At 60.6% G+C, this 24,426-nt stretch carries 20 protein-coding genes and 1 pseudogene; 11 read left to right on the top strand and 10 right to left on the bottom strand.

The features are described 5' to 3' along the window. Window positions 1–91 precede the first annotated feature (91 nt). Window positions 92–1,903, top strand: a complete 1,812-nt coding sequence (locus JJD74_RS14450; protein WP_047300509.1) for an ABC transporter ATP-binding protein — start codon at window positions 92–94, stop codon at window positions 1,901–1,903. Here JJD74_RS14450 and JJD74_RS14455 read toward each other — a convergent pair. The 3 genes and pseudogenes from JJD74_RS14455 to JJD74_RS14465 all read right to left on the bottom strand — a co-directional run bounded on the left by JJD74_RS14455 (window position 1,900) and on the right by JJD74_RS14465 (window position 5,207). After that, window positions 1,900–2,844: an alpha/beta hydrolase gene (locus JJD74_RS14455; RefSeq protein ID WP_200614915.1), complete on the bottom strand. Its 945-nt coding sequence runs from the start codon at window positions 2,842–2,844 to the stop codon at window positions 1,900–1,902. The genes JJD74_RS14450 and JJD74_RS14455 overlap by 4 nt on opposite strands. 112 nt (window positions 2,845–2,956) lie before the next feature. After that, window positions 2,957–3,955 carry an NAD(P)H-quinone oxidoreductase gene (locus JJD74_RS14460; protein WP_047300511.1) on the bottom strand — a complete coding sequence of 333 codons (999 nt, stop codon included), beginning with the start codon at window positions 3,953–3,955 and terminating at the stop codon, window positions 2,957–2,959. Window positions 3,956–4,016: 61 nt separating this feature from the next. After that, window positions 4,017–5,207: pseudogene (locus tag JJD74_RS14465) on the bottom strand (YbfB/YjiJ family MFS transporter). A 110-nt stretch (window positions 5,208–5,317) separates the two neighbouring features. On the opposite strand from JJD74_RS14465, the gene JJD74_RS14470 reads away from it, so the two are divergent. Beyond that, window positions 5,318–6,193 (top strand): LysR family transcriptional regulator, encoded by an 876-nt coding sequence (locus tag JJD74_RS14470; RefSeq protein WP_200614917.1) that lies wholly within the window; start codon window positions 5,318–5,320, stop codon window positions 6,191–6,193. Window positions 6,194–6,375: 182 nt separating this feature from the next. Beyond that, window positions 6,376–6,894: a hypothetical protein gene (locus tag JJD74_RS14475; protein ID WP_234451746.1), complete on the top strand. Its 519-nt coding sequence runs from the start codon at window positions 6,376–6,378 to the stop codon at window positions 6,892–6,894. Between the two features lie 46 nt (window positions 6,895–6,940). On the opposite strand, the gene JJD74_RS14480 is transcribed toward JJD74_RS14475, so the two are convergent. Next, window positions 6,941–7,663 carry a pirin family protein gene (locus tag JJD74_RS14480; RefSeq protein WP_200614919.1) on the bottom strand — a complete coding sequence of 241 codons (723 nt, stop codon included), beginning with the start codon at window positions 7,661–7,663 and terminating at the stop codon, window positions 6,941–6,943. 220 nt (window positions 7,664–7,883) lie between these two features. On the opposite strand from JJD74_RS14480, the gene JJD74_RS14485 reads away from it, so the two are divergent. Together JJD74_RS14485 and JJD74_RS14490 are read left to right on the top strand one after the other, a co-directional pair. Next, a complete protein-coding gene (locus JJD74_RS14485) occupies window positions 7,884–8,834 on the top strand; it encodes a GlxA family transcriptional regulator (RefSeq protein WP_200614922.1) in 951 nt (316 codons plus the stop codon). A gap of 90 nt (window positions 8,835–8,924) precedes the next feature. After that, window positions 8,925–10,394, top strand: coding sequence for an ATP-binding protein (locus tag JJD74_RS14490; protein ID WP_200614924.1), 1,470 nt, complete (start codon window positions 8,925–8,927; stop codon window positions 10,392–10,394). Here the strand turns inward: JJD74_RS14490 and JJD74_RS14495 are convergent. Next, the gene (locus tag JJD74_RS14495) at window positions 10,359–13,283 is read right to left on the bottom strand and encodes an ATP-binding protein (protein ID WP_200614927.1); all 2,925 of its coding nucleotides are present in this window, start codon (window positions 13,281–13,283) and stop codon (window positions 10,359–10,361) included. The genes JJD74_RS14490 and JJD74_RS14495 overlap by 36 nt on opposite strands. Window positions 13,284–13,417: 134 nt before the next feature. Then, a complete protein-coding gene (locus JJD74_RS14500) occupies window positions 13,418–13,849 on the bottom strand; it encodes a helix-turn-helix domain-containing protein (RefSeq protein WP_042558722.1) in 432 nt (143 codons plus the stop codon). Window positions 13,850–14,061: 212 nt separating this feature from the next. On the opposite strand from JJD74_RS14500, the gene JJD74_RS14505 reads away from it, so the two are divergent. The 5 genes from JJD74_RS14505 (at window position 14,062) to ycaC (ending at window position 18,809) form a co-directional block, all read left to right on the top strand. After that, on the top strand, window positions 14,062–14,985 hold the full coding sequence (locus tag JJD74_RS14505; RefSeq protein ID WP_047300519.1) for a LysR family transcriptional regulator: 924 nt from the start codon (window positions 14,062–14,064) through the stop codon (window positions 14,983–14,985). 223 nt (window positions 14,986–15,208) lie between these two features. Then, on the top strand, window positions 15,209–15,625 hold the full coding sequence (locus JJD74_RS14510; RefSeq protein WP_200614929.1) for a DoxX family protein: 417 nt from the start codon (window positions 15,209–15,211) through the stop codon (window positions 15,623–15,625). After that, window positions 15,618–16,244 carry an antibiotic biosynthesis monooxygenase gene (locus JJD74_RS14515; RefSeq protein ID WP_200614932.1) on the top strand — a complete coding sequence of 209 codons (627 nt, stop codon included), beginning with the start codon at window positions 15,618–15,620 and terminating at the stop codon, window positions 16,242–16,244. Before JJD74_RS14510 ends, JJD74_RS14515 begins: the two co-directional genes overlap by 8 nt. A gap of 31 nt (window positions 16,245–16,275) precedes the next feature. After that, the gene (locus JJD74_RS14520; protein ID WP_200614935.1) at window positions 16,276–18,114 is read left to right on the top strand and encodes an amidohydrolase; all 1,839 of its coding nucleotides are present in this window, start codon (window positions 16,276–16,278) and stop codon (window positions 18,112–18,114) included. A gap of 71 nt (window positions 18,115–18,185) precedes the next feature. After that, entirely contained in the window at window positions 18,186–18,809 is a 624-nt protein-coding gene (gene ycaC, locus JJD74_RS14525) for an isochorismate family cysteine hydrolase YcaC (RefSeq protein ID WP_200614936.1), read from the top strand. A 99-nt stretch (window positions 18,810–18,908) separates the two neighbouring features. On the opposite strand, the gene JJD74_RS14530 is transcribed toward ycaC, so the two are convergent. Together JJD74_RS14530 and JJD74_RS14535 are read right to left on the bottom strand one after the other, a co-directional pair. Next, on the bottom strand, window positions 18,909–20,336 hold the full coding sequence (locus JJD74_RS14530; protein WP_200614939.1) for a mechanosensitive ion channel family protein: 1,428 nt from the start codon (window positions 20,334–20,336) through the stop codon (window positions 18,909–18,911). A gap of 63 nt (window positions 20,337–20,399) precedes the next feature. Further along, complete coding sequence (locus JJD74_RS14535; RefSeq protein ID WP_200614941.1) at window positions 20,400–21,416, bottom strand: alpha/beta hydrolase; 1,017 nt, start codon at window positions 21,414–21,416, stop codon at window positions 20,400–20,402. Window positions 21,417–21,548: 132 nt separating this feature from the next. Here JJD74_RS14535 and JJD74_RS14540 point away from each other — a divergent pair, with 132 nt between their 5' ends. Then, window positions 21,549–22,448, top strand: coding sequence for a LysR family transcriptional regulator (locus JJD74_RS14540; protein ID WP_200614943.1), 900 nt, complete (start codon window positions 21,549–21,551; stop codon window positions 22,446–22,448). A 126-nt stretch (window positions 22,449–22,574) separates the two neighbouring features. On the opposite strand, the gene JJD74_RS14545 is transcribed toward JJD74_RS14540, so the two are convergent. Together JJD74_RS14545 and JJD74_RS14550 are read right to left on the bottom strand one after the other, a co-directional pair. Continuing rightward, window positions 22,575–23,153 carry a hypothetical protein gene (locus JJD74_RS14545; protein WP_200614946.1) on the bottom strand — a complete coding sequence of 193 codons (579 nt, stop codon included), beginning with the start codon at window positions 23,151–23,153 and terminating at the stop codon, window positions 22,575–22,577. A gap of 75 nt (window positions 23,154–23,228) precedes the next feature. Continuing rightward, window positions 23,229–24,416, bottom strand: a complete 1,188-nt coding sequence (locus JJD74_RS14550) for a type II secretion system F family protein (RefSeq protein ID WP_042558732.1) — start codon at window positions 24,414–24,416, stop codon at window positions 23,229–23,231. Window positions 24,417–24,426 lie beyond the last annotated feature (10 nt).

Consider the following 24,426-nt stretch of genomic DNA (forward strand, 5'->3'; position numbering starts at 1 on the left):
TCAGGTCGGGCTTTTTCTTGCCTCGAAGATTTGTAACGTCGGCGCTGGAGTACCATGACGCACTCTTATCCCTTGCCGAGCTCAATGCCCTATGCCTGTTTTATCGCGCGTCATTTCGTTACTCGACCAGGCGCAGCGTGCCTTGCGCCTGGTTTGGGGCACGTCGCGCAGTTTGTTTCTGGGACTGGTGCTGGCGACGTTGGTTGCGGGTGTGTTGCCGGCGCTGGCGGCGTGGCTGGGCCAACGGATTGTCGATGCGGTGGTGACGGCGATGCAGTTGCATGCGCAGCAGGGCGATGCGCCGTTGTGGCCGGTGTTGCGTTACGTGCTGATGGAGGCCGGGGTGTTGGCGTTGATGTCCGCAACGCAACGGGCGCTGTCCGTGCAGCAGTCGTTGTTGCGGGTGCAACTGGGACAGAAGGTCAATACGTTGATTTTGGAGAAGGCGCAGACCCTGTCACTGGTGCAGTTCGAGAACTCCGAGTTCTACGACAAGCTGGTGCGCGTACGCCGCGAAGCCTCGACCCGGCCCCTGGCATTGGTCATGAAGTCACTGGGGCTGGTCCAGAACCTGATCATGTTGATCAGCTTCGGTGTGCTGCTGGTGCACTTTTCACCGTGGGCGCTGGTCTTGCTGGTGATTGGCGCGCTACCGGTGTTCTTTGCGGAGGCGCACTTTTCCGGCGATGCCTTTCGGCTGTTCACCCGTCGGGCGCCGGAGAGCCGCCAGCAAAGTTACATCGAAACCTTGCTGTCCCACGAGGCGTACATCAAAGAGGTCAAACTGTTCGGGTTCGCGCCGCTGCTTTTACAACGGTACCGAGACACGTTCGCCAGACTGTACGCCGAAGATCGGCAATTGACGCTGCGTCGCGATGGCTGGGGCTTTGGTCTTGGATTGCTCGGCACGGCGGCGTTTTATGTGGCGTACGCCTGGGTTGTGATCGATGCCGTGCACGGCAATATCAGTCTGGGCCAGATGACCATGTATCTGGTGCTGTTCAAGCAGGGGCAGGGCGCGGTCAGCAGCAGCTTGAGTGCGATCAGTGGGCTGTACGAAGACGGCCTCTACCTGTCGAACCTTTACGAATATCTCGCTGAGCCGGTGTTGGCCGACAGTGGTCATCTCACCGCTGGCGTGCGACCGGGCGATGGTCTGCGTTTTGAAAACGTCGGCTTCCGTTATCCAGGGGCTACTCGTGCGGCACTGGAGGGCATCGACCTGCATCTGGTGCCCGGCAAAAGCATGGCGCTGGTGGGTGAAAATGGCTCAGGCAAGACCACACTGATCAAATTGCTGACGCGACTCTATCGGCCTGATCAGGGGCGCATTCTGCTCGATGGCAGCGATTTGCAGGATTGGGAGGAGACCACGTTACGTCGACGCATCGGGGTTATCTTCCAGGATTACATTCGTTACCAGTTCACCGTCGGTGAAAACATTGGGGTTGGCGACACTTCGGCATTCAGTGATGAACAGCGCTGGAAAGACGCTGCTGCCGAAGGCATGGCTGCGCGCTTCATTGAGGGGCTCGAGCGCGGTTACGCCACACAACTCGGCCGCTGGTTTGCCGGCGGTCAGGAGTTGTCAGGTGGGCAGTGGCAAAAGATCGCCTTGTCGCGGGCGTATATGCGCCGTGAGGCCGATATCCTGATCCTCGACGAGCCGACCTCGGCCCTCGATCCGGCAGCGGAGGCGGCGGTGTTTGAACATTTCAGCCAGCACACCGAAGGTCGCATGACGTTGCTGATCTCGCACCGATTTTCCAGTGTGCGCAATGCTGATCACATCATTGTGCTGGAACAGGGACGGATTCTGGAGCAGGGCGACCACGATGATTTGATTGAAACTGCCGGGCATTACGCGCAGCTCTTCGATTTACAGGCTCGCGGTTACCGTTAGGAGTCGCGTGCGCTGCGTAGCGGCGCTGGCCCCGCGACACGTGGCAAAGGTTTGGTCTGCATCAAGGCGTCGAGCGCCTTGCGATAATTCTGCCCGCCCAGCGCCATGCTGTTGTTGTGCGTAGCGCCAGGTACCAACAACAAGCGTTTGGGTTGTTCAGCAGCGTTGAACAGTTGCTCGCTGAAACGCGGCGGCACGAAAGCATCGGCCATGCCATGCACCACCAGCAACGGCATGTGAATGTCAGCGATCTTGTCGATGGAATCGAATTTCTGCGACAGCAGCCAGCGCACCGGCAGCGAGGTGTTGGCCACGGCGGCAGCCACATCCGCCAGCGAGGTGAAGGTGGATTCGATCACCAAACCGCGCACCGGAAGCGGCGTCTTGTCGCGCGCGGCGTCCTGGCCAAGTTCGGCGGCCAGATCAACCGCCACCGCACCACCCAGGGAGTGGCCGTAGATCAGGCGTTTGTTCGGATCCGGTTGCAGCAGTTTGAAGCGCTCCCACGCCACCCGCGCATCTTCGTAAACGCTGCCTTCGGACGGCAGATCCCCTTTGCTCTGGCCGAATCCGCGGTAATCGATGGCCAGTACCGAGTAGCCCGCCGCGCGCAATTGCTCGATGCGGAACAACTGCCCGGTGAGGTTCCAGCGCACGCCATGCAGATAGAGGATCGCCGGGGCGTTGGCTTTTTCCGCCGGCCACCACCAGGCATGAATGTTTTCCCCGGCCTTGAAACTCTTGGGTTGCAGATCGAGTTCCTGCACGCTGCCCGGCAAACCACGATACCAGCCGGCAGTCCCCGGCTCGATGCGAAACAGCAGTTTGCGCTCGGTATGTTCCAGCACGGCACAACTCGTCGGCACGCCGATAATCAAAGCGGCCATGCAGGCGAACGCCAAGCGGCGACGGCGCAGACGAGTCATGAAGGACAGGAACATTAAACGTTTCACCACGGCGCAGACAAAGAACGCTTTTTACCAGATGCCTCGGTCTGCGCGCGATATTTTCGACCACCGCCCGTACGCAACAATTACAAAATGCTGCAACGGCTCAATTCACCTTCAGCACGATCTTGCCGATATGATCGCCGGCCTCCATGTGCGCATGGGCCTGTGCCGCCTCTTCAAGTGCATAGACCTTGTCGATGATCGGCAGGCAGCGACCGGCACTCAGCACCGGCCAAACGTGCTCGCGCAACTGATCGGCAATGGCCGATTTCTCCGCCGCAGTGCGCGCGCGCAACAGCGACCCGGTGACCACTGCGCGTTTTCCCAGGATCGCCAGCAGATCGACGTCGTTTGCCTTGCCGCCACCAAGGAAGCCCAGCATCACCAATCGCCCATCCATCGCCAGAGCGCTGACGTTACTGTTGAAGTAGGAGCCGCCCATGATGTCGAGAATCACATTCACACCCTGGCCAGCGGTTTTCTCGGCGATTACCGCAGCGAAATCCTCTTCGCGGTAGTTGATCGGTTGGCCGCCGAACTTGCTGATCGCTGCGCATTTTGCCGGACTACCGGCCGTGGCGAAGGCTTCGATGGCGAATTCGCGACAAAGCATCAGCGCCGTGGTGCCGATGCCGCTGGTGCCGCCATGGATGAGCGCACGTTGCCCTCGGCTGGCGCCGCCGAGACCGAAGAGGTTGGCCCACACGGTAAAGAAGGTTTCCGGAATCGCGGCGGCCTGCACCCAGTCGAGTCCGTCGGGAATGGGCAGGGTCTGGCCGGCCGGAACGCAGCAATATTCTGCGTAGCCGCCACCATTAGTCAGCGCACACACGCGGTCGCCGAGGGCAAACTGGTTGACTCCAGCACCGAGTGCCACGACTTCGCCGGCCACTTCCAGGCCTGGGATCGGGTTCATTCCGGGCTTCATCGGGTACTTTCCGGCGCGCTGCAAGGCATCCGGCCGGTTGATGCCGGCAGCGTGCACGCGGATCAGCACCTCGCCTTCGGCAGCCACCGGCAACGGCACGCGCTTGGGTTGCAGGACTTCAGGGCCACCGGGCTGGGTAATTTCGATTCGGGTCATTTCATTGGGTAACGTCATGTCGACTCCTGTGATTAAAGGTTCTGTAGATGGGAGCGTGGTTTAAAGGCAATGATTCCCTTCAGTGAGTGCAAACACGCGATTCAATGGAAGAGGGCAGCCACCTCATTGCCTGCTCCAGCAACAACGCCACTGCAATCGCGCCTGCGGCAATCGCGAACAACAACGTGTGATGTCCACCCGAGGCATTGAACATCGCCGAATAGGCAAACCCGGCCAGTGCCTGGAACGTGGCAAACGATACGGTGGCCCGGCTCTAGGCGATTTGCTGGCGATGATGTTCAGGAATCAATTCGTGCACGCGGGCCAGAGCCAGTGGCACGATGCCGGGCGGGAATGAACCGAGAATCACCGCCAGCACTGCCAGCGCTACAAATGAGTGGGAAGTCGCCAGCAACCCGAGCGTAATCGCCTGCACCACCAGGACCACACGAATGCTCGTCCGCGCCCCCAACTTGTCCGCCAGAAAACCATAAGTCACCGGTCCGACAATCGCGCCCAACCCGCACATCACCCATATCAGCGCGCCGACGTGCGCTCCGGCTCCGAGCCCGCGCGCCACGTAATCCACCAGAAACACCATGGCTGGCACCAGACCTGCGGCCATGAAGGCGTATTGCGCGAACAGCAAATACACGCCCGGTGGGGTTGGCTTAACCGCCGCGCGCTCTTGGGTTGCAACCGGATGCGGCAAGTCAGCAGGCCAGCCGAACCAGCTCACCACGGTCAACAGCAACGACAATGCGCCGAGCCCTAGCCAGGTTGATTGAAGGCCCAGGCTCAACAGTGGCGGGACAATCGTCCCGGAGCCGGCAATCCCCAGGCCGATGCCAAGGAAGATCGCGCCGCTGGCCAGTCCTTTTCGGGCTGCCGGTACATGCGGCAACACCGTCGCTGCCACCAACACCATGATCGCGCCACCGGTAATTCCCGATAGCAACCGCCAACCAAAAAACCAACTCACCGACAACGGAAACGCACAGGCAAAAAATGCAGCGGTGACCAACAGCATCATCAGCCGTAACGCGTTTTTATTGCCGAGGTAGCGTGCGATTGGCCGCCCGAGCAGGGCGCCGATCAGGTAGCCGACCAGATTGGCCGCGCCGAGATAGACCACATCGTTGGCGGAAAACCACTGCGCCTGAATCAGCGCGGGAATCAGCGGGGTGTAAGCAAAGCGTGCGAGGCCGATGCTGACCAGACTGGCGCAGAGTCCGGCGAAGATTGCCGATGCTGAGGATGACGTGCGCATGAGTGCGATCTCAAGAAGGTTTATGGCGCCCAGCATATCGGCTATGTTTGCTGCATTCGCGCAGCGAATTGGCTGCGCAGCGATGCAAATCTGCATCACGAGGGGGCAGGATGAATTGGGACGATGCACGGGTATTTCTCGCGGTTTGTCGTGAATCGACATTGCGTGGCGCGGCGCGGGTTCTGGGCGTGGATCAGGCCACCGTCGGGCGGCGGATCACGGCGCTGGAAAAGTCCCTCAGCGCGACGCTGTTCTTGCGTACTTCTGAGGGTTACGCGCTGACGGCTGTCGGCGAGGCGGCGCTCAAGAACGTGGAGAAAATGGAGCACTCGGCGCTGGAGCTGGAGCGGCAGATTCAGGGGCTGGATGATCGCCTGACCGGTAACGTGCGGGTCAGCACCACCGACTCGCTGGCCATCGACTTTCTGATCCCGGCCATCGCCCGTCTGCACCAGCAGCATCCGGACGTGCGCGTGCAACTTGATGCCTCGACGCAGATCCTCAGCCTGGCCAAGCGCGAGGCGGACATCGCCGTGCGTAATACCCGACCTGACAATCCGGACCTGATCGCACGGCGGATTGCCCGATGGCCGGTGGGGTTGTTCGCTTCACAGGCCTATATCGACACTCATGGCGTTCCTGTTCCGGGCGCGGCTTTCGAGGGGCATGACCTGGTGGTTTACCAGCCGTATCTGCAGAGCAACAAGGACATGACGCTGGTTGCCGAGCCGCTGCATCGCGGGCGTATCGTCGCCAGTCTCAGTTCCAGCCTGTTGGTGCGCCGCTCGATTGCGGCGGGTCTGGGTGTAGGAGAAATCCCGGTGTACATGGGCGAACACGATGGTTTGGTCAGGCTCTGGCCAGAGCGTAATCGTCCGCAGCCGTATGAAGTATGGCTGGTGACCCATGCGGATTTACGCCACACCGCACGGGTTCGGGCGGTGATCGAGCAGATTGTCGAAGTGTTTGCGCTGGAGAATGGGTGAGTGGCTGGCGTGTTTTGGAGAAGCTACGTTGCTCGACGAAATGGCCTACAACTTAGGCAGAATCCGCTGGCTTGCGGGCTTGGTTGATGGGCTCTATTGTTGCTGCAACTCGTAGCGATAGAAATCACGCTTGTGAGTGATCAACCAGGGACGGGTATCGGTAACCAAGGAAGCGGATCGGATTGAAAGCCAGTGAGTTACGTCAATATCCAGTCAGTGAGACATCGAGCAAAGGTCGCAATACTCAAGTCATGAGCACGGTAAGCCGCGAAGAATTCAATGCGAGGATCGAGACCATTGAAACCAGAATGGACGCTCGAATCGATGGTGTACGCGCAGAAATCCGCGAGTTCCTTGCGATTCAGAGCGAGCGGGACAAGACGCGAGATCAGACTCAAATTGAACGAGACAAGACTCAAGTTGAAAGAGACAAGCGTTACGACCTGATTTCGCAGGATATGCGAAAAATTTCCCGGGGAGCTGAGGAAGCCGCGAGGCAAGGGGCTACCGTCAAGGCTAATGTCTGGGCAGCCACTGTCGTCCAGTTGCTTGGAATCGTTGCCATCGTCGCAGGTGCCTATTACGCGAACCAAGCCAACATGTATGTCGCGATACAAACCACCCTGGCAGCGGTTCAAGCGGGCAAGGATATCCACGCACCGTCACCGCTGGCATTACCCTCACTTACACCACCGCCATAAAAACGGCCTTCATGAGAAGGCCGTTTTTTGTGGTGGTCAAGCAACCTCATGGCATCTGCGGCAACTCCTGCGGCCGCAAGTCAAACACCAGCACCTCGGCATCCACGCCATTGCTCAACGTCAGCGCCTGTTCTTCGCGAACCCGCACGCCGTCACCTTCCTGCAATCGCTGGCCGTTCAGTTCAACACTGCCGCGCGCCACATGCACGTAGGCGTAACGATTGGCGTGCAGTTCCAGCGTAGCGCTCTCTTTGCCATCGAATAGTCCGGCAAGCACTCGCGCATCCTGGCGTACTTTCAGCGAACCGTTGCTGCCGTCAGGCGAAATGATCAATTGCAGCCGACCGCGTTTTTTCTGGGTGCTGAAGTGCTCCTGCTGATAACGCGGTTTGGCGCCGCTGACTTCCGGCACGATCCAGATTTGCAGGAAGTGCACAGGTTTGGTTGGCGAATGGTTGAACTCACTGTGCGCCACGCCACTGCCGGCGCTCATCAGTTGTACGTCGCCGGGGCGGATCACGGAACCGGTGCCCAGAGTGTCTTTATGTTCCAGTGCGCCTTCGAGCACGTAGGAGAAGATCTCCATGTCGCGATGCGGATGCTGGCCGAAACCTTTACCGGCGGCAACGCGGTCATCGTTGATTACCAGCAGGTCGGAAAAGCCCTGTTCACGCGGATCGCGATAGCTGGCAAAGGAAAAGGTGTGGAACGACTTCAACCAGCCATGATTGGCGAGGCCACGATCGGAGGCTTTGCGAAGAGTCAGCATAATGAAATCTCCTGGCGGGACGTGAATTCGTCCGAGTGAGGAGAAGCTTACTGTTAACCGTTTGAAGCAATAAGTAGATGAAAATTGAAAGACTGTCGCGATCAGGTTGACAGTTCTGCTCGCCAGTTCACGCATTCTTTTCCAACGTTCAGAGCGCGCTTGGCCATAATGCTCACCCTGACTTTCGCGTTTATTCTTTTTCGATCAGTGATGTAAAACCATGAAAACCGTGGCAATGGTGTTGTTCCCCGACTTTCTGCTGCTCGATATGGCCGGCCCGATGGAAGTGTTTTCGGTTGCCAATCGTTTTCTGGAAGCAGAATCACACTATCAACTGATTACACTTGGGACAGAACGCGGCCCGCTGCGCGCCTCCAATGGCGTTTGCGTGCACGCTGACCTGCTTATCGGTGAAAGCGACGAGCGCTATGACTTGCTGCTGGTGCCGGGTGGCCCGGGGGCCTATAACGAAAAATTCCCGACGCTGTTCGCCTGGTTACCCGGGGCCGTGCAGCGTGCCGAGCGTTTTGGCTCGATCTGCACCGGCGCTTTCGTGCTGGGCCATGCCGGATTGCTCGACGGTTATCGCGTGACCACGCACTGGAACTACACCGAACGCCTGATCAAGGGATTCCCGAAAGCCAATGTGACGACCGATCAGATTTACGTCGAAGACCGCAATCTGATTACCTCGGGCGGCGTCACTGCGGGTATCGATCTGGCGTTGGCCGTGGTCGCCCGGGATCATGGCAAGAAAATCGCTCAGGACGTGGCCAAAGTTTTACTGGTGGTGATGAAGCGGCAAGGCGGCCAAGCGCAGTTCAGCCCGTTGATGGCTGCTGTGGCTCCGCAGGAAACCCCCGTCACCCGGGTGCAGCACTATGTGCTGGAACACCTCGACGAGGCGTTTACCGTCGAGCGCATGGCGAGGCTGGCGAACATGAGTGCGCGGCATTTCGCCAGGGTGTTCGCCCGTGACGTCAACATGACGCCGATGGAGTTTCTGCAAAGTGCGCGCATCGACTGTGCACGTCATTTGCTCGAAACCAGCGATCTGCCGCTGAAAACCGTGGCCTATAAAAGCGGTTTCGGCAGCGTGCGGCGCATGCGTTCGCTATTCGCTGAAAAGCTCGGCCTGACCCCTGCGCAGTACCGCGAACAGTTCAGCTAGAGCGGTTCTGTCCGTCCAGGGCACCCGGATGTCCGTGCGACGCCCTGTGTGGCGGTTGTGCCGTCATCTGAGGCTGCCAAGATAGTTGGCATGGACAATTTCAACGATGTGAACACGGCGGCGGTGCTGCGTTTCGGCCCTTACGCGTTTCATTTACGCCAGCGGCTGATCCTCGACGGGGATCGGCAATTGCGCATGGGCGGTCGCGCGCTGGACATTCTTCAGTTGCTGGTCGAGCGGGCGGGGCAGGTGGTCAGCAAGGAGCAATTGATTGCTCGGATCTGGCCAACGTCGGTAGTCGAAGAGATCAACTTACGCGTGCACATTGCTGCACTGCGGCGGGCGTTGGGCGATGGTCAGGATGGTCAGCTTTATATCGTCACTGTGCCGCAGCGCGGGTACAGCTTTATCGCCCCGGTGCATTACGACAGCGTGCCGCAAGCAGTCTTCGAAGGGCTGCAATCACCGCAGCACAACTTGCCCGCGCGGCTGACCCCGGTCACCGGCCGCGATGCACTGATTGGCGGCATGGTGCGGCGCCTGCCGCTGTGTCGACTGATGACTGTCACCGGGCCTGCCGGTGTCGGCAAGACCACCGTGGCGCTACGCGTGGCGGAGTTACTGCTGCAACATTTTCGTGATGGCGTGTGGTTGGTCGATCTGGCGCAGATCGATGTCGAAATCCCCTTGCTGGAACACCTGTTACGCACCCTCGATTGCGATTTCGCCACGCTGTGCGTGCGTCATGCATTGCTGGTGCTGGACAATTGCGAACACCGGCGCGAGGCCTGTAAGGCAATGGTCGAGACGCTGCTGGACGCCGCGCCGCAACTGACGATTCTCGCGACCAGTCGTGAGATCTTGCAGGCCAGCCTGGAAACCGTTCAACCGTTATTACCGCTGACTTTTCCTAACAGTTCGGCAGTCGATTGTGTTGCGCAGGCCATGGGCTATCCGGCGGTGCAGCTATTTGTCAGCCGCGCCCGGGCTCGACAGCATGATTTCAGTTTGCGCGAACAGGATCTGCCGACCGTACGCGAGATCTGTCGTCAGCTCGATGGCCTGCCGTTGGCGATCGAACTGGCGGCTGCGCAGATCGACGCACTGGCGTTGGTCGGATTGCACGCGCAGTTGGCCAACAGCCTGCAATTGCTCAACCATGGCCGGCGCACGGCGGTGCCTCGTCATCAATCCATGCAGGCCGCACTCGACTGGAGTTATCAACGCTTGAGCGAGCAGGAACAGCGCGTGCTGCAACGCTTGTCGGTGTTCAAACTGGCCTTCACTTTGGAGGCCGCTCAGGGCGTGATCATTTGCCCAATGCTGTCTGCGTCGCAGCTGGCGGCGATCATCGAACGGTTGGTGCATACGTCATTGTTGGCGGTGGAGCAGGGCGCTGGCGCGGGCAGATACCGGATGCTCAATACCACCCGGCGTTATGCCCGTGAGCAACTTGAGCGCAGTGGTGAAGGCATTGAACTGGAGCGTCGACATGCGCGCTTTATCAGTCGTGTGCGTCATGCGTCAGGCGAGCACGGGATCGCGCAACTCGTCGAGTAACTGGCGCACTTTTCGCAGGTCCGGCGTGGCATAGCCTTCGGTGAAACGTTGATGGATCGGCGTCAGCAGATCCAGCGCTTCGCGATGACGGGATTGACGTTGCCAGAGCTGGGCGAGCGAGGTGGCGCTGCGCAATTCCCAGGCCAAGGCACCTTGGGTGCGGGCGATGGACAGGGCTTGTTTCAGGATGGCTTCTGCTTCCTGAACATTTGCGGTGACTGAGCTGGCCTCTTCGTGAGCAGGCTCGCTCCCACAGGGATTTGGGGGGGACGCAGAATTTGCGTTTAACATGAAACCATTGTGGGAGCGAGCCTGCTCGCGAAGCCGTCCGCTCGGACGCCCTGCGTCATCAACCATTAACGCATTCGCCCGAGCCCGCAGAATCTCCGCCGTACTCCAACCCGCATCACCAGCCAGCGCCCGCGTCAGCAAATCATCATCAACAAAGCGCTCATCCAGCGTCACCATGATTTCCCGCACCAGCCCGCTGCCATCCGCCGGCAAGGGCATAGTGGTTTCAGCGTCGATCACCTGTGCGTAGTGCAGCGCCCAGCGATAAAACAACAGCACCGAATGCTTCTGCGATTGCTCAAGCAACAGATGCAACAGTGCCCGGGCGTTCTGCTTGTCACCGTTGTAATGGGCGATCACGCAACTGGCCAGTGCCAGGGTGTAGCAAATCGAGGTGCCGTGATTGATCTGCAGGGCAATGTCCAATGCCTGTCGCGCCGTGCGCCACGCTTGCTCGGGAAATCCTTGCAGCCACAGCACCCGGGCGAGCACGGTCAGTGAGGCGACACTCTGGTCGTATTGCACGCCAAAACCGTGGGTAAAGCGGTTGAGATGACCGCTGTGCGCCATGCGTTCGAGCACTTGCTCGGCATGAATGCGCGCCTGTGGCTGGTCGCCGGCGTAATGCAGGGCCAGCACCCGCAAACGGTGCGTGCTAAGCGATAGCAGCGGGTCGCCCTGCGGGCCTAGGCGGTCGAATTGTTCGCTCTGCTCCAGCGCCATCCGGTAGCGCCCACAACTGAGGTTGACCGCCAGATGCCCGGAGATTGCGCGCAGTTGGCCGGAGATATCAGCGTGTGTGTGGGCCAGTTGGCGGGCGTCGACAAAAGCGCCGATAGTCTCCGGGGTGGCGCCCCAGGTGTGATAACAGGCACTGCCCAAGGCCAGTTTCAGGGCGATTTTCAGATGCGGGCAGGGGGCACCAATTTCATCCAGCAGGCGCAACGCCCGCCGCACGTAATCGCCGTACTCCTTGAGTAGCGAAAGCTCCTGCCACAACGGCGCCGAGGCTGCGGTCAGCTCAATGGCCAGATTATCCGGCCCGGCTCTGTTCAGGCTCCACTCCAGCGCTGCGCGCAAATCCTCCAGACCTCGGGCATAGCGCTCGATCCACAACGCCGTGGGGGTGTTTTCCCAGTGCGATTGCGCCTGATGCATCAGGGCCAGGCAGCGTTCGGCGTGGCGCTGACGAGTCTCATCGAGTTCAGCCGCGACATCGAGTTTTTCCAGGGCATAGCGGCGTGTCGTATCGAGCAGGCGATAGAACACCTCTTCATCACCCACCTCGACACTGAGCAAGGATTTGGCCACCAATTGCGTGATCGAGGCGAACACCGCAGCGGGGTCGATCTGCTGCCCGACGATGACGGCCGCCGCTGACTCCAGGGTAAACCCGCCGCGAAACACACCGAGTCGACGCAAGCAGGTTTGCTCGCAGCGATCGAGCAGGTTGAAACTCCAGTCCAGCGTGGCACGCAACGTCAGGTGGCGCTCGACGTTACTCTGGTCACCCGCCGTCAAGGGTGGCAAACGGCCCTGCAAGTGCCTCAGTAAGCCGTCCAGCCCCAGTTCGGCGACTTGTGCCGCCGCCAGTTCCAGCGCCAGTGGAATACCGTCCAGTCGGTGGCAAATCTCGATGGCTTGCGGCAACTGGGCATCGCTCAATTCAAAGCTTTCCTGCGCCTCGGTCGCCCGTTCGACAAACAGCTGCAACGCGGAAAAACCCAGCGCCTGGGCCCGGTCCAGTTCGACAGGCAATGGTGGGTAGTCGAGGGTTTCCAGACGTTGCACAAATTCGCCTTCCGCTCGCAGGCTTTCGCGACTGGTGGCAAGAATATGCACCTGCGCCGCGCCGCGCAGAATGCTTTCACTGAGCGCTGCAACGGCGTCGATCAGGTGCTCGCAGTTGTCGAGTACCAGCAGCATCTGGCGCTGGCGCAAACCATTGACCAGACACACCAGCGGATCGCCGTCGAGCAGCGACAGCTCGAGCAGGGCCGCCAGGTGCGAGCAAATCAGTTGTGGGTCGTTGAGCGGCGCCAGATCCACCAGTCGAATGCCGTCGCGATAATGCCCGATCAACTGTTCAGCCACGCGCAAAGCCACAGTGGTTTTACCGATGCCGCCGGGGCCGACCAGGGTAATGCAGCGCCGGCGTGGCAGCTGCGTCATCAACCGGTCGACCAGGGGCTGACGGCCAATCATCCGCGTGCGCCGCAGGGGCAGATTGTGCCGACCGTCGGCATCGCCCGCCGGTCGCTGTTCGATAGTCTCGTGCAGGATCGGCGCAACAAAACTGTAACCGCGTTGCGCCACGGTGACGATATAGCGCTGGCCAGCCTGACCGTCGCCCAAAGCCTTGCGCAGCGCTGCCATGTGCACCCGCAGGTTGATGTCTTCGACGACGCTGTCCGGCCAGACTGCGGCCATCAATTGCTGCTTGCTCACCACCTCGCCGGCGTGGCCCAGCAGAGTCAGGAGAATGTCCATCGCTCGCCGCCCCAGTCGCAACGGCTGATCGCCCTCAAGCACCAGCCGTTGCCCGGGATGAATCCGATAGGGACCGAAACCGAGGGCCTGATTCGGGGGAAGACTCAACAGCTCACTCCTGGGATGCTGCGGCGGACAGAGCGAAGCAGCGCTGGGCGCAAGCGCAGGCCGTCTATTCTGGGGTGTCCGGGCATAATCCTCAGGTTTTGCGATCAGTGCAACGGGTGACGCAGGAGCAACGGTCAAAACACGGCGCAGGGTGAGCGTTGTCTTTTGGGTTCACCCATGATCTGGCAGCGCCAGGCGAACGGGTTGATGCCTTCGCTGCGGGTGAACATGTGGCAGAAATGCGCCTGATCGCAGAAACCGCATTCCAGGCTGATTTGCGTAAGGCTCAGGTCGGTGTGCTGGATCAGCAGTTTGGCGCGGGCGATGCGTTGGGTGCGGATCCAGTCTTGCGGCGAGAGCCCGGTGCTGCACTTGAATGCCCGGGAGAAGTGGCTGCGTGACAGTGAACAGGCGTGGGCCAGTTCGGTGACTTCCAGGCTTTCGCCGAGGCGTTCGAGGATGAGTTGTTTGACGCGTCGTTCGCGTTGCGGGCTGAGTCCGCCGATCCCGCTTTTGCGCGGTTCGCAGGCAGGGGCGAGGGCGACGGTGGGGTGTAATTGAGCCATGGCCAATGTCCGTGTCGGTGGGGAAGGCACGGTCAGCGCTCTCCCTCAATCAAAAAAACAACGCTGCGCAGAGGCATTCATTGTTGAATGCGCTGCTGTGACTGACGAGTTAATCGTTGTTAATTTCGCGCTGGCACGGCGTTTACAGCGTCATTGATCGGCTAAAGTGCGTAGCACGTGCGTGTGGCTGGCCATAGAAGGAAACCGAGCCGATGAACCGTAATGATCTGCGTCGCGTCGACATGAACCTGCTGGTGATTTTCGAAGCGCTGATGTTCGAAAAGAACCTGACCCGCGTCGCCGAAAAACTGTTCATGGGCCAACCGGCGGTGAGTGCAGCGCTCGGGCGTCTGCGTGACCTGTTCGATGATCCGTTGCTACTGCGCAACGGTCGCGGCATGGAACCGACCGCCCGCGCCCTGGCGATCCTCAAGGAGTTGCAACCGGCGATGGACGTCATTTCCGGGGCCGTCAGTCGCGCCAAGGAGTTTGAACCGGCGAGCAGTTGCGATGTGTTTCGTATCGGCCTGTCGGACGATGCCGAGTTCGGTCTGTTTCCACCGCTGTTGCGCCATTTGCAGCAAGAGGCGCCGGGTATTGTCGTGGTGGTGCGCCGTGCCAACTACTTGCTGATGCCGGCATTGCTGGCCTCCGGGGAAATCTCCGTCGGCGTCAGCTACACCACGGATCTGCCTGCCAACGCCAAACGCAAGAAACTGCGCGACATTCCCTGCAAAGTCCTGCGCGGCGATGATCGCCCGGGGCCGCTGACACTCGACGAATACTGCGAGCGTCCCCACGCAATGGTGTCGTTCTCGGGCGACTTGAGCGGCAACATCGACCTCGACCTGGCCAAGCTTGGCCGCTCGCGCCGCGTAGTTCTTGGCGTGCCGCAGTTCAGTGGCTTGCGCGCCTTGCTCGCCGGCACCGAAATGATCGCCACCGTGCCGGATTACGCCGCGTGTGCGCTGGTTGAAGGCTGTGGCCTGCGCGCCGAAGACCCGCCGTTCCCGATTGATGCCGCGCAATTGTCGATGGCCTGGAGCGGTGTGCATGACAACGATCCTGCCGAGAGATGGCTCAGAGCGCAGATCAGCCAGTTTATGTCGGCAGCGCTGGATATCCCTCCGGTGTGACGAAACGACCGTGAGAACTGTGGGAGCGAGCCTGCTCGCGAAAGCGGTGTGCCAAGCGGCATATTGACCGACTGACGCACCGCTTTCGCGAGCAGGCTCGCTCCCACAGAGATCTTTAGTGCACTTGAGATTTGGCTCGAACGACTAACTGAGCACACCCATCCAATTTCCTCGCGCCCGGCATCGGCATCATTCAGGCCAATGACATTTCAAGGGTCGGGTCATGAACGCTTCACAATGCGATGAACGGTCGGGCGACGTCGGTTTGCTGTTCCTGCGGGTCAGTGGCGGGTTGTTTCTTCTTTGCGTGCACGGCATGCCCAAGCTTCTGGACTACACGGCGCAATTGCAGCTGATCGAAGACCCTTTCCACCTTGGATCCCACCTTACCCTGATCCTGGCGATCTTCGCCGAAGTCCTCTGTCCGCTACTGGTCGTCGCCGGAGTGCTGGCGCGATTGGCCTGCTTGCCTATTCTATTTGTGCTGCTGGTGGCGTTACTGCTCGTGCATCCGCAATGGACTGTGGCCGAAGGGCAGTTCGGCTGGCTGCTGTTAATCCTCTTTGCCACTGTATTCATCGCCGGCCCCGGACGGCTGGCGCTCAATACGCGTCTGCCCGGAGTGCTGCGTCATGCCTGAAGTCCTGAGTTCAACAGCACCGGGGACCGGTGAGACCGTCACGCTGATCGTCAAGCACCGGGTCAAGGCCGGGTTTGAACAGCCCTATGAAGCCTGGCTGCGCAATATCGTTCGTGTGGCGGGGCAGCGGCAAGGGCACCTGGGCGTGGACGTTGTGCGCGGCAAGCTTGCGGGACTCGACGCGTATACCTGCGTTTTGCGGTTCTCTTCGACCCAGGCAATGCAGCTGTGGCTGGAGTCGCCGCAGCGCCAGGCGCTGATCGACGAAGCCACACCAATGCTGGCCGATGGCGACCAGACCGAAGTCGCCCCGATCAACGAATTCTGGTTCGCCCCGCTGGCCGATGCCGCCTCGCCGCCGCCGCGCTGGAAGCAGGCGGTGATCACGCTGTTGGTGATTCTGCCGCACACTTTGCTGGTGCCACTGATCTGGGGGCCGCTGCTCAAGCTGCATCCCTTACTTGCCAACTACGTGGTCGCCACGTTCCTGATCACCCTGACCATCGTGCTGTCGGTGGTGTACGTATTCATGCCCCGCGTGACCCGTTTGTTCGCGCCCTGGCTGGAAGCCGGTCAGGCCCATGCCCACGTCGATCCCACAGAACACCCGTCACGCTGAAGCCCATTCACTTTTTGTCGAAGGAACTGCGATGAGCGCCGATCTGATTCTGTTCAATGGCCAATTTCATACCGTAGACCGCACTAAGCCGCTGGCCAGCGCGGTGGCGATCAAGGACGGCCGCTTCGTGGTCGTCGGCAACGACACCCAGGCCATGGCCCTGCGCGGTCCGGGCACGCAAGTCGTCGACCTGCACGGCCGCTGCGTCATTCCCGGCCTCAACGACTCGCACTTGCACCTGATCCGTGGCGGTCTGAACTACAACCTCGAACTGCGCTGGGAAGGCGTGCCATCGCTGGCCGATGCGTTGCGCATGCTCAAGGAGCAAGCCGACCGCACACCGACCCCGCAATGGGTGCGTGTGGTGGGGGGCTGGAACGAATTCCAGTTCGCCGAAAAACGCATGCCGACCCTCGAAGAAATCAACCAGGCCGCGCCGGACACCCCGGTGTTCATTCTGCATTTGTACGACCGCGCGCTGCTCAACCGCGCCGCATTGCGCGTGGCCGGCTACACCCGCGACACGCCGAACCCGCCGGGCGGTGAGATCGTCCGCGATGCCAACGGCAATCCGACTGGCATGCTGGTCGCACGGCCCAACGCGATGATCCTTTACTCGACGCTGGCCAAGGGGCCGAAGTTGCCGCTGGAATATCAGGTCAATTCGACCCGCCAGTTCATGCGCGAACTCAATCGCCTCGGCCTGACCAGTGCGATCGATGCCGGCGGCGGTTTCCAGAACTACCCCGACGATTATCAGGTGATCGAACAACTGGCCAAGGATGACCAGTTGACCGTGCGCATCGCCTACAACCTGTTCACCCAAAAACCGAAAGAAGAACTGACCGATTTCCAGAACTGGACCGGCAGCGTGAAATTGCATCAGGGCGATGACTTCCTGCGACACAACGGCGCCGGCGAGATGCTGGTGTTCTCGGCGGCGGATTTCGAAGACTTCCTCGAACCACGCCCGGACCTGCCGCAGACCATGGAGCAGGAATTGGAGCCGGTGGTGCGCCACCTCGTCGAACAGCGCTGGCCATTCCGTTTGCACGCCACTTATAACGAATCGATCAGCCGAATGCTCGACGTATTCGAGAAGGTCAATCGCGACATTCCGTTCAACGGCTTGCCGTGGTTCTTCGACCATGCGGAAACCATCACCCCGCAGAACATCGAACGGGTGAAAGCGTTGGGCGGCGGCATCGCGATTCAGGATCGCATGGCGTTCCAGGGCGAATACTTTGTCGACCGTTACGGCAAGCAAGCCGCCGAGGCGACTCCGCCGATCAAGCGCATGCTCGCCGAAGGTGTGCCGGTCGGCGCCGGTACCGATGCCACGCGCGTTTCCAGCTACAACCCTTGGACCTCGCTGTACTGGATGGTCAGCGGTCGCACCGTCGGTGGTCTGGCCTTGTACGAAGAAGGTCTGCCACGCACCACCGCGCTGGAATTGTTCACCCACGGCAGCGCCTGGTTCTCCTCGGAGCAGGGCAAGAAAGGCCAGATCAAGGTCGGCCAACTGGCGGATCTGGCGGCGCTGAGCGCGGACTTCTTCCATGGCGAGGAAGAAGCGATCAAGTGGATCGAATCGGTACTGACCGTGGTCGGCGGCAAGATTGTCTACGCCGCCGGCGACTTCCAGGACCTCGGGCCGGCCAGCGTGCCGGTGCTGCCGGACTGGTCGCCCGTGGTCAAAGTCCCGGGCCACTGGCGGCCGAATTCGCCGTTGCAGGCGCAAGTGCACCAGTGCAGCGGCCCATGTGGCGTGCACTCGCACAGCCATGAAAAAGCGCGTTTGTCGAATGCGCCGGTCAGTGACTTCGCCGGGTTCTGGGGCGCGTTCGGTTGTTCCTGTTTCGCCTTCTGATCTCTTTTAAATGCGTCGGCCACGCGGTCGGCGCTTCACGCAACATCCATCGGTCCAGCAAGGAGTTTCCCATGAGCGTTCCTTACACACGTTTGAACAAAGACGATGCGGTTGTGTTGTTGGTCGATCATCAGACCGGCCTGATCTCGTTGGTGCAGGATTTCTCACCGAACGAGTTCAAGAACAACGTGCTGGCGCTGGGCGACATCGCCAAGTTCTTCAAACTGCCGACCATCCTCACCACCAGTTTCGACGCCGGTCCCAACGGCCCGATCGTGCCGGAACTGCTGGAGCAATTCCCGGACGCGCCGTTCATTCAGCGTCCAGGCCAGATCAATGCCTGGGACAACGAAGACTTCGTCAAGGCGATCAAGGCAACGGGTCGTAAGCAATTGATCATTGCCGGTGTGGTGACTGACGTGTGCGTGGCATTCCCGACGCTGTCGGCGATTGCTGAAGGTTTTGAAGTGTTCGTGGTAACTGACTCTTCCGGCACCTTCAACACCACCGTGCAGCAAGCGGCTTGGGCGCGGATGTCGGCGGCCGGTGCGCAACTGATGAACTGGTTCTCCGTAGCGTGCGAGTTGCAGGGTGACTGGCGCAACGACATGGAAGGTCTGGCGAATCTGCTGTCGGAGCGCCTGCCTAACTACCGCAACCTGATCAACAGCTATACCAAGTTCACCGCTAAGTAAGATCAAAAGATCGTCCGATCGCGGCCCGAGCCTGCGGCAGCTCCTACAGGGGGAACGCAGTCCAATGCAGGAGCTGCCGCAGGCTGCGATCTTTTGCTTTCACCGCTTCTGCAACCAACCCAAAAACCCACCTTTCCTCGCCGCCACCGGTTCAGCCATCAATGCGAGGCGACTGTTCTGCTGCCGCACCGCCTGCAACTTGTTCAACGCACGACCGACCTCAGTGCGCTGCTCCATGCATTCGCGCGTGAAGGTCTTGTCGAGACGGTAGATAATCGAAGACGTCAGCGCCGTAAACGTCGCCTGCGACGGCGTGTCCGCCAGAATGCTTTGCTCACCCATCACTTCGCTCGGCCCCATGCGTCCGGCCTCGGTTTGCCCATCGCCATCCGGCACCGTCGCGCTGACCACGCCGGTAGCAATCACAAACAGACTGTCCGGCACTTCATTCAGGTCCAGCACGACTTGGCCGGCGCTGTACTGCTGCGCGACCATCGATGCTGCCAGTCGGTCGCGTTCATCAGGACTCAGCGAACGGAAGATCTTCACTTCATCGAGCAATGCGCGGGCGCGGGTCGTCGGCTCGATCACGCCGTCCGGGTGTCGCGAAATCCCGGCAGCCTCAAGATGCCGATGGGCAAGGTCGAACAGTTGATTGCGCACTTCGCTTTTCTTGCCCAGCTCGGCGATAAAACCGCTGGCCACGTATTCAGACATTTCCTCACCGGCCTCTTTCAACACCACTTTCGGCGCCGGCGACAACAGCAGGCTGCTGCTGCCTTGCAGCGTGCGGTCGAGGGCATCGAGTACGCGGCGCGGGCGGATGTGGTTGGGCACTTTGATGCTGATCGACACGCCATGCATGTTGTCCGGTCGACTGAGGTTGACGATCTTGGCCTTGGCCGCCACCGAATTCGGCACCACGGCCATGGTGCCGGCACTGGTCAGCAAGTGGGTGGCGCGCCAGTCGATGTCGAGCACTTTGCCTTCGACGCCATCGATCACCACGAAGTCGTCGACTTGATAGGGTTTTGTGGTGTTGAGCACGATCCCGCTGAACACATCAGCCAAGGTGCTTTGCAGCGCCAGACCGACGACGATGGCGACCACGCCGGACGTTGCGAGCAAGCCTTTGACCGGCAGCTCCAGCACGTAACCGGCCGCCGCGACAGTCGCGACCAGAAACACCAGCGCACCGATCACGTCCTGCAACAGGCGACCGCTGTGACCGATGCGGCGCATCAGCACCAGGCCGATCACCTCCGTCAGCACTCGCGCCGCGTACAGCCACCAGAGGATGCCCAACGCCGTCGCACCGAGCTGCGCCACCCGGTCATCGACGAATACCGGCGCCTGCAAAGGGCTGACACCGGCATTGATGACCAGCGCGCTAAACGCCAGAAACAGCGCCAGCCGCACCCCGACCCGTGGCGCACGATGGGTAAATGGCGTGAAGTGCCACAACACCGCGTCAGCCACCAGCAGCAGAGCACTCCAGGACAACAGGTGGGCGGAGAAAAAACTCATGAAGTGCACTCCCATGGGCACAAAAAAAATCGCCACACCGAGAGGTGTGGCGAGGGCCTGGACTCAGTTCAGATGCGTCTTGAGCTCAGCCGCTGCCTGACGCACGGCCGCTTTCACTCCCGGAATCTGACTCAGCGGATTGAGCAGACCAAAGTCATGAATCATCCCGTTGTAGCGCACCGAGGTCACCGGCACACCGGCCGCGTCGAGGTGCCGCGCATAACCTTCGCCTTCGTCACGCAGCACGTCGAACTCGGCGGTCTGCACCAGTGCGGGAGGCAGGCCTTTGAGCTGTTCGGCGCTGGCGTTGAGGGGCGAGGCATGGATCTGCGCGCGCTCGGCGGGGTTAGTGGTGTAGTTGTCCCAGAACCACTGCATCATGCCTTTGGTGAGGAAGTGGCCCTCGGCAAATTGCTGGTACGAACCGTCGTCGAATTGCGCGTTGGTCACCGGCCACATCAACAATTGAAAGCGCAGGGCCGGGGTTTTCTGTTCTTTAGCCATCAGCGCGACGACCGCCGCCATGTTGCCGCCGACGCTGTTGCCGGCCACTGCCAGACGCTTGCCGTCGACGTTGATGTCCTTGCCGTGCTCGGCCACCCATTTTGTTGCGGCGTAAGCCTGGTTGATCGCGGTCGGGTACTGCGCTTCTGGCGACGGCGTGTAATCGACGTACACCGCTACCGCGCCAGAACCCACCACCAGATCACGGATCAGGCGTTGGTGAGTCGGGTAATCGCCCAGCACCCAGCCGCCGCCGTGGAAGAACATGAACACCGGCAGTTCACCTTTGACCTTGGCCGGACGCACCACTTTCAGGTTGATGGTCTGGCCGTCGACCTTGATCGCCTTGTCGCTGACTTCAACACCGGACAAATCAACTTTCACCGAAGCCTGAGCGCCGGTCAGCACTGCACGGGCGTCCTTCGGGCTGAGTTGCTCCAGCGGTTTGCCACCACCCGCGGCGAGGGCGTCGAGGAAGGCTTGGGTGTTGTGCTCGACACCGCTGGTCTCGGCGGCGAAAGCGTTGCCGATGGACAGGGCGAGGAGGGTGGCGGTCAGGGTCTTTTTAATGATCATGTTCAATTCCTTTTTCAACTGTGTTCGCGGTTGGCTTGTGGGTTGGTTTCAACACCGTGAACACAGATTAATAGGGTGCCGTGAAGTGAAAAAGCGGCTATAAAGCGTTTAACTGTCCACCAGAGAGTGACAATGAACCCGTTCGAAGACATGCGTATTTTTTGCCAGGTCATGGACTCCGGCAGCTTCACCGCGGCGGCCGATCAATTGGGCCTGTCCAAGCAGTTCGTCAGCCGCCGATTGATGCAGCTGGAAGAACGCCTCGGCGTGCGCTTGCTCAATCGCTCGACCCGGCGCCTCGACGTTACGCCGCTGGGCCAGAGCTATTACGAATCGGCGCTGCGCCTGCTCGGCGAAGTCGAACAGGTCGAACAAGGCATCGCCGGCCAGACCGCCGAGCCTCGCGGCACGATCCGTCTGAGCGCGCCGCTGTCGTTTGCCGTGGCGCACCTCGGTTGTCTGCTGCCGGTGTTTTTACAGCGCTACCGCGAGGTCACGGTGGAAGTGGATTTGAGCGACCGCCCGGTGGATCTGCTCGGCGAAGGTTACGACCTGGCGCTGCGCATCGGTGTGCTGGAAGACTCGACGCTGATCGCTCGGCGCATCGCCAGCATCGAGCGGGTGTATTGCGCCAGCCCTGCGTACCTGGCCGAACGCGGCACGCCGGTCAAACCGGAAGATCTGCTCGGGCATGACTGCTTGCCGTATGGCCATGGGCGTTCAGTGCAGTGGCGGTTCAACGCGGGGCAGGGCAAACCGCTGCTGGTGAATGTCACCGGGCGCATGCGCGTCAACAACGGTGAATTGCTCAGGGATGCGGCGGTGCAGGGGATGGGGATTACCTATCTGCCGACGTTTATTGTTGGCGCGGCGTTGGAGGAGGGGCGATTGGTGCCGGTGCTGGATGATCTGCGGCCAGAGCCGCTGACTTTATCGGCGGTGTATCCGCAACATCGTCAGGCCTCACGCCCGGTGCAGGCGCTGGTCGAGTTTCTGCGTGAACGGTTGAATCAGAGCAGCGTCGCCCTTTAAGCAGTATGCAAATCAACTGTAGGAGCTGCCGCAGGCTGCGATCTTTTGATCTTGTTTTTAAAGACCAGATCAAAAGATCGCAGCCTGCGGCAACTCCTACAGGAATTGCGGTGTTTTCAGAATGGTTCAGTTAGTGCGTTTGTCATCGCCTGGTTCGCCGCCGACATGCACGCCGCGATCGTCGCCGGGTTCGCCCGCTGCATGCAAGCCGCGATCGTCACCGACTTCGCCGGCGCGATGGACGCCGTGGTCATCACCGACTTCGCCGGCACGGTGTACACCGTGATCGTCGCCTGGCTCCGAGTGGGTGCCGCTGCGTCCCGAGGAGGATGCTGAACTGCCGGAGTGTCCGGCGCCCTGACCACCGCTGCCACTGTGACCGCCGCCGTCGCCATGGCCGCTGCCTCCACTGCCGCCATGCCCACCACCGTTACCACCTCCACCTCCACCTCCACTTCCGCCACCGCCACCGCTCCCGCCATGGCCGCCGCCTCCACTTCCGCCTCCACCGCCATGGCCGCCGCCACTTCCGCCGCCACCGCTTCCTCCATGGCCTCCGCCACCGCCTCCACTACCACCGCCGCCACTCCCTCCGTCCTTCGCCTGAACACTGGAAATTCCCGACAGACTGTCTGGAATCATTACGGTAGACGCCGACAGAACTGCGCCGATGGCCATTGCGAGCATGAGCTTTTTAATGTGCATGTCGTTCTCCGTCTTGTTGCCTGGGGTGGGAACGTGGATGTGCGTTGTTGCGATTGATCCGACCCGTTCCCGCGGTCAGTGAATACTCGAAGCCAGTTCGAAAATCGGGATGTACATCAGGATCACGATCACCCCGATCAGCAGGCCGATGAACGTCATCAATAACGGTTCGAACAACCTCACGAACCATTCGATCCAGCGGCTGATTTCTTCGTCGTAGAAGTCGGCGCTGCGCTCCATCATTTGCCCGAGATTGCCGGACTGTTCGCCGGCGCGCAGCAGGCGCAGGGACACCGGCGTCACCAGGCGATTGAGTTCCAGCGCGGTGGACAGCGACTGTCCCTCGCGCACGCGTTCGCACGCCTGATCCAGCCGTGCCCGTGACGCTACAGTGAGCAAGCCGCGCACCATGCCCATGGCAGTCACCAGTGGAATCCCGCCTTGCAGCAGAATCCCCAGCGAACGGTAAAAACGCGCCAGTTCATACATGAAAATCCGTTGATGCACGGCGGGCAGCTTCTCCACCAGCCGATCCAGCCCACGGCGAAACGCCGGTTGTTTCTGCACCACGGCGAGGGCAACGACGATCGCCGCCAACCCGCCGAAAAACTCTAGCTGATGCGCGTGCAGGAACATGCCACCGCTCATCAGAATCTGCGACAGCCACGGCAGGTTCGAGCCCAGTCCTTCGAACACCAGACTGAAGCGCGGCACCACGTAGCCCATCAAAAACAACACCACGCCACCGCCGACCACCAGCAACAGCAATGGGTAGATTGAAGCGCTGACTATCTTCTGCCGCACCTCGTCCATGCGTTGGCGGTAACTGACGTAACGGCCCAAAGCCTCGCCGACCGCACCGGTCTTCTCGCTGGACTGCACCAGCGCCACGTACAGCGGTGGAAACACTGCTGACAACTGACCTAGGGCCTGCGAGAAGGATTTGCCTTCATACAGCAGGCGTACCAGTTCACTCAGGGTTTTGCGCGCAGCGGGGGCGGTTTCTTTTTCAGCGAGGCTTTCCAGCGCATCGATCAACGGCAGGCCGGCATTGAGCAGGGTGGTCAGCTCCTGGCTGAAAAGCACCAGATTGAACGTTTCGCGCTGACGCAGGCGCAACGAACGCCAGTGTTTTTCGGCATGCAGGCTGAGCACGCGCAAGCCCTGATCCTCGGCAATGTGCCGCGCCTCGCTATGCCCCGGCGCCTCGATACTCAAGGAGACCACGCCCGCCTTGCCGACAGCTTTCAGATGAAATCGCATGGGCCGCGCT

The sequence above is a fragment of the Pseudomonas sp. MF6776 genome, from assembly GCF_016613125.1.
GTDB lineage: Bacteria > Pseudomonadota > Gammaproteobacteria > Pseudomonadales > Pseudomonadaceae > Aquipseudomonas > Aquipseudomonas iridis.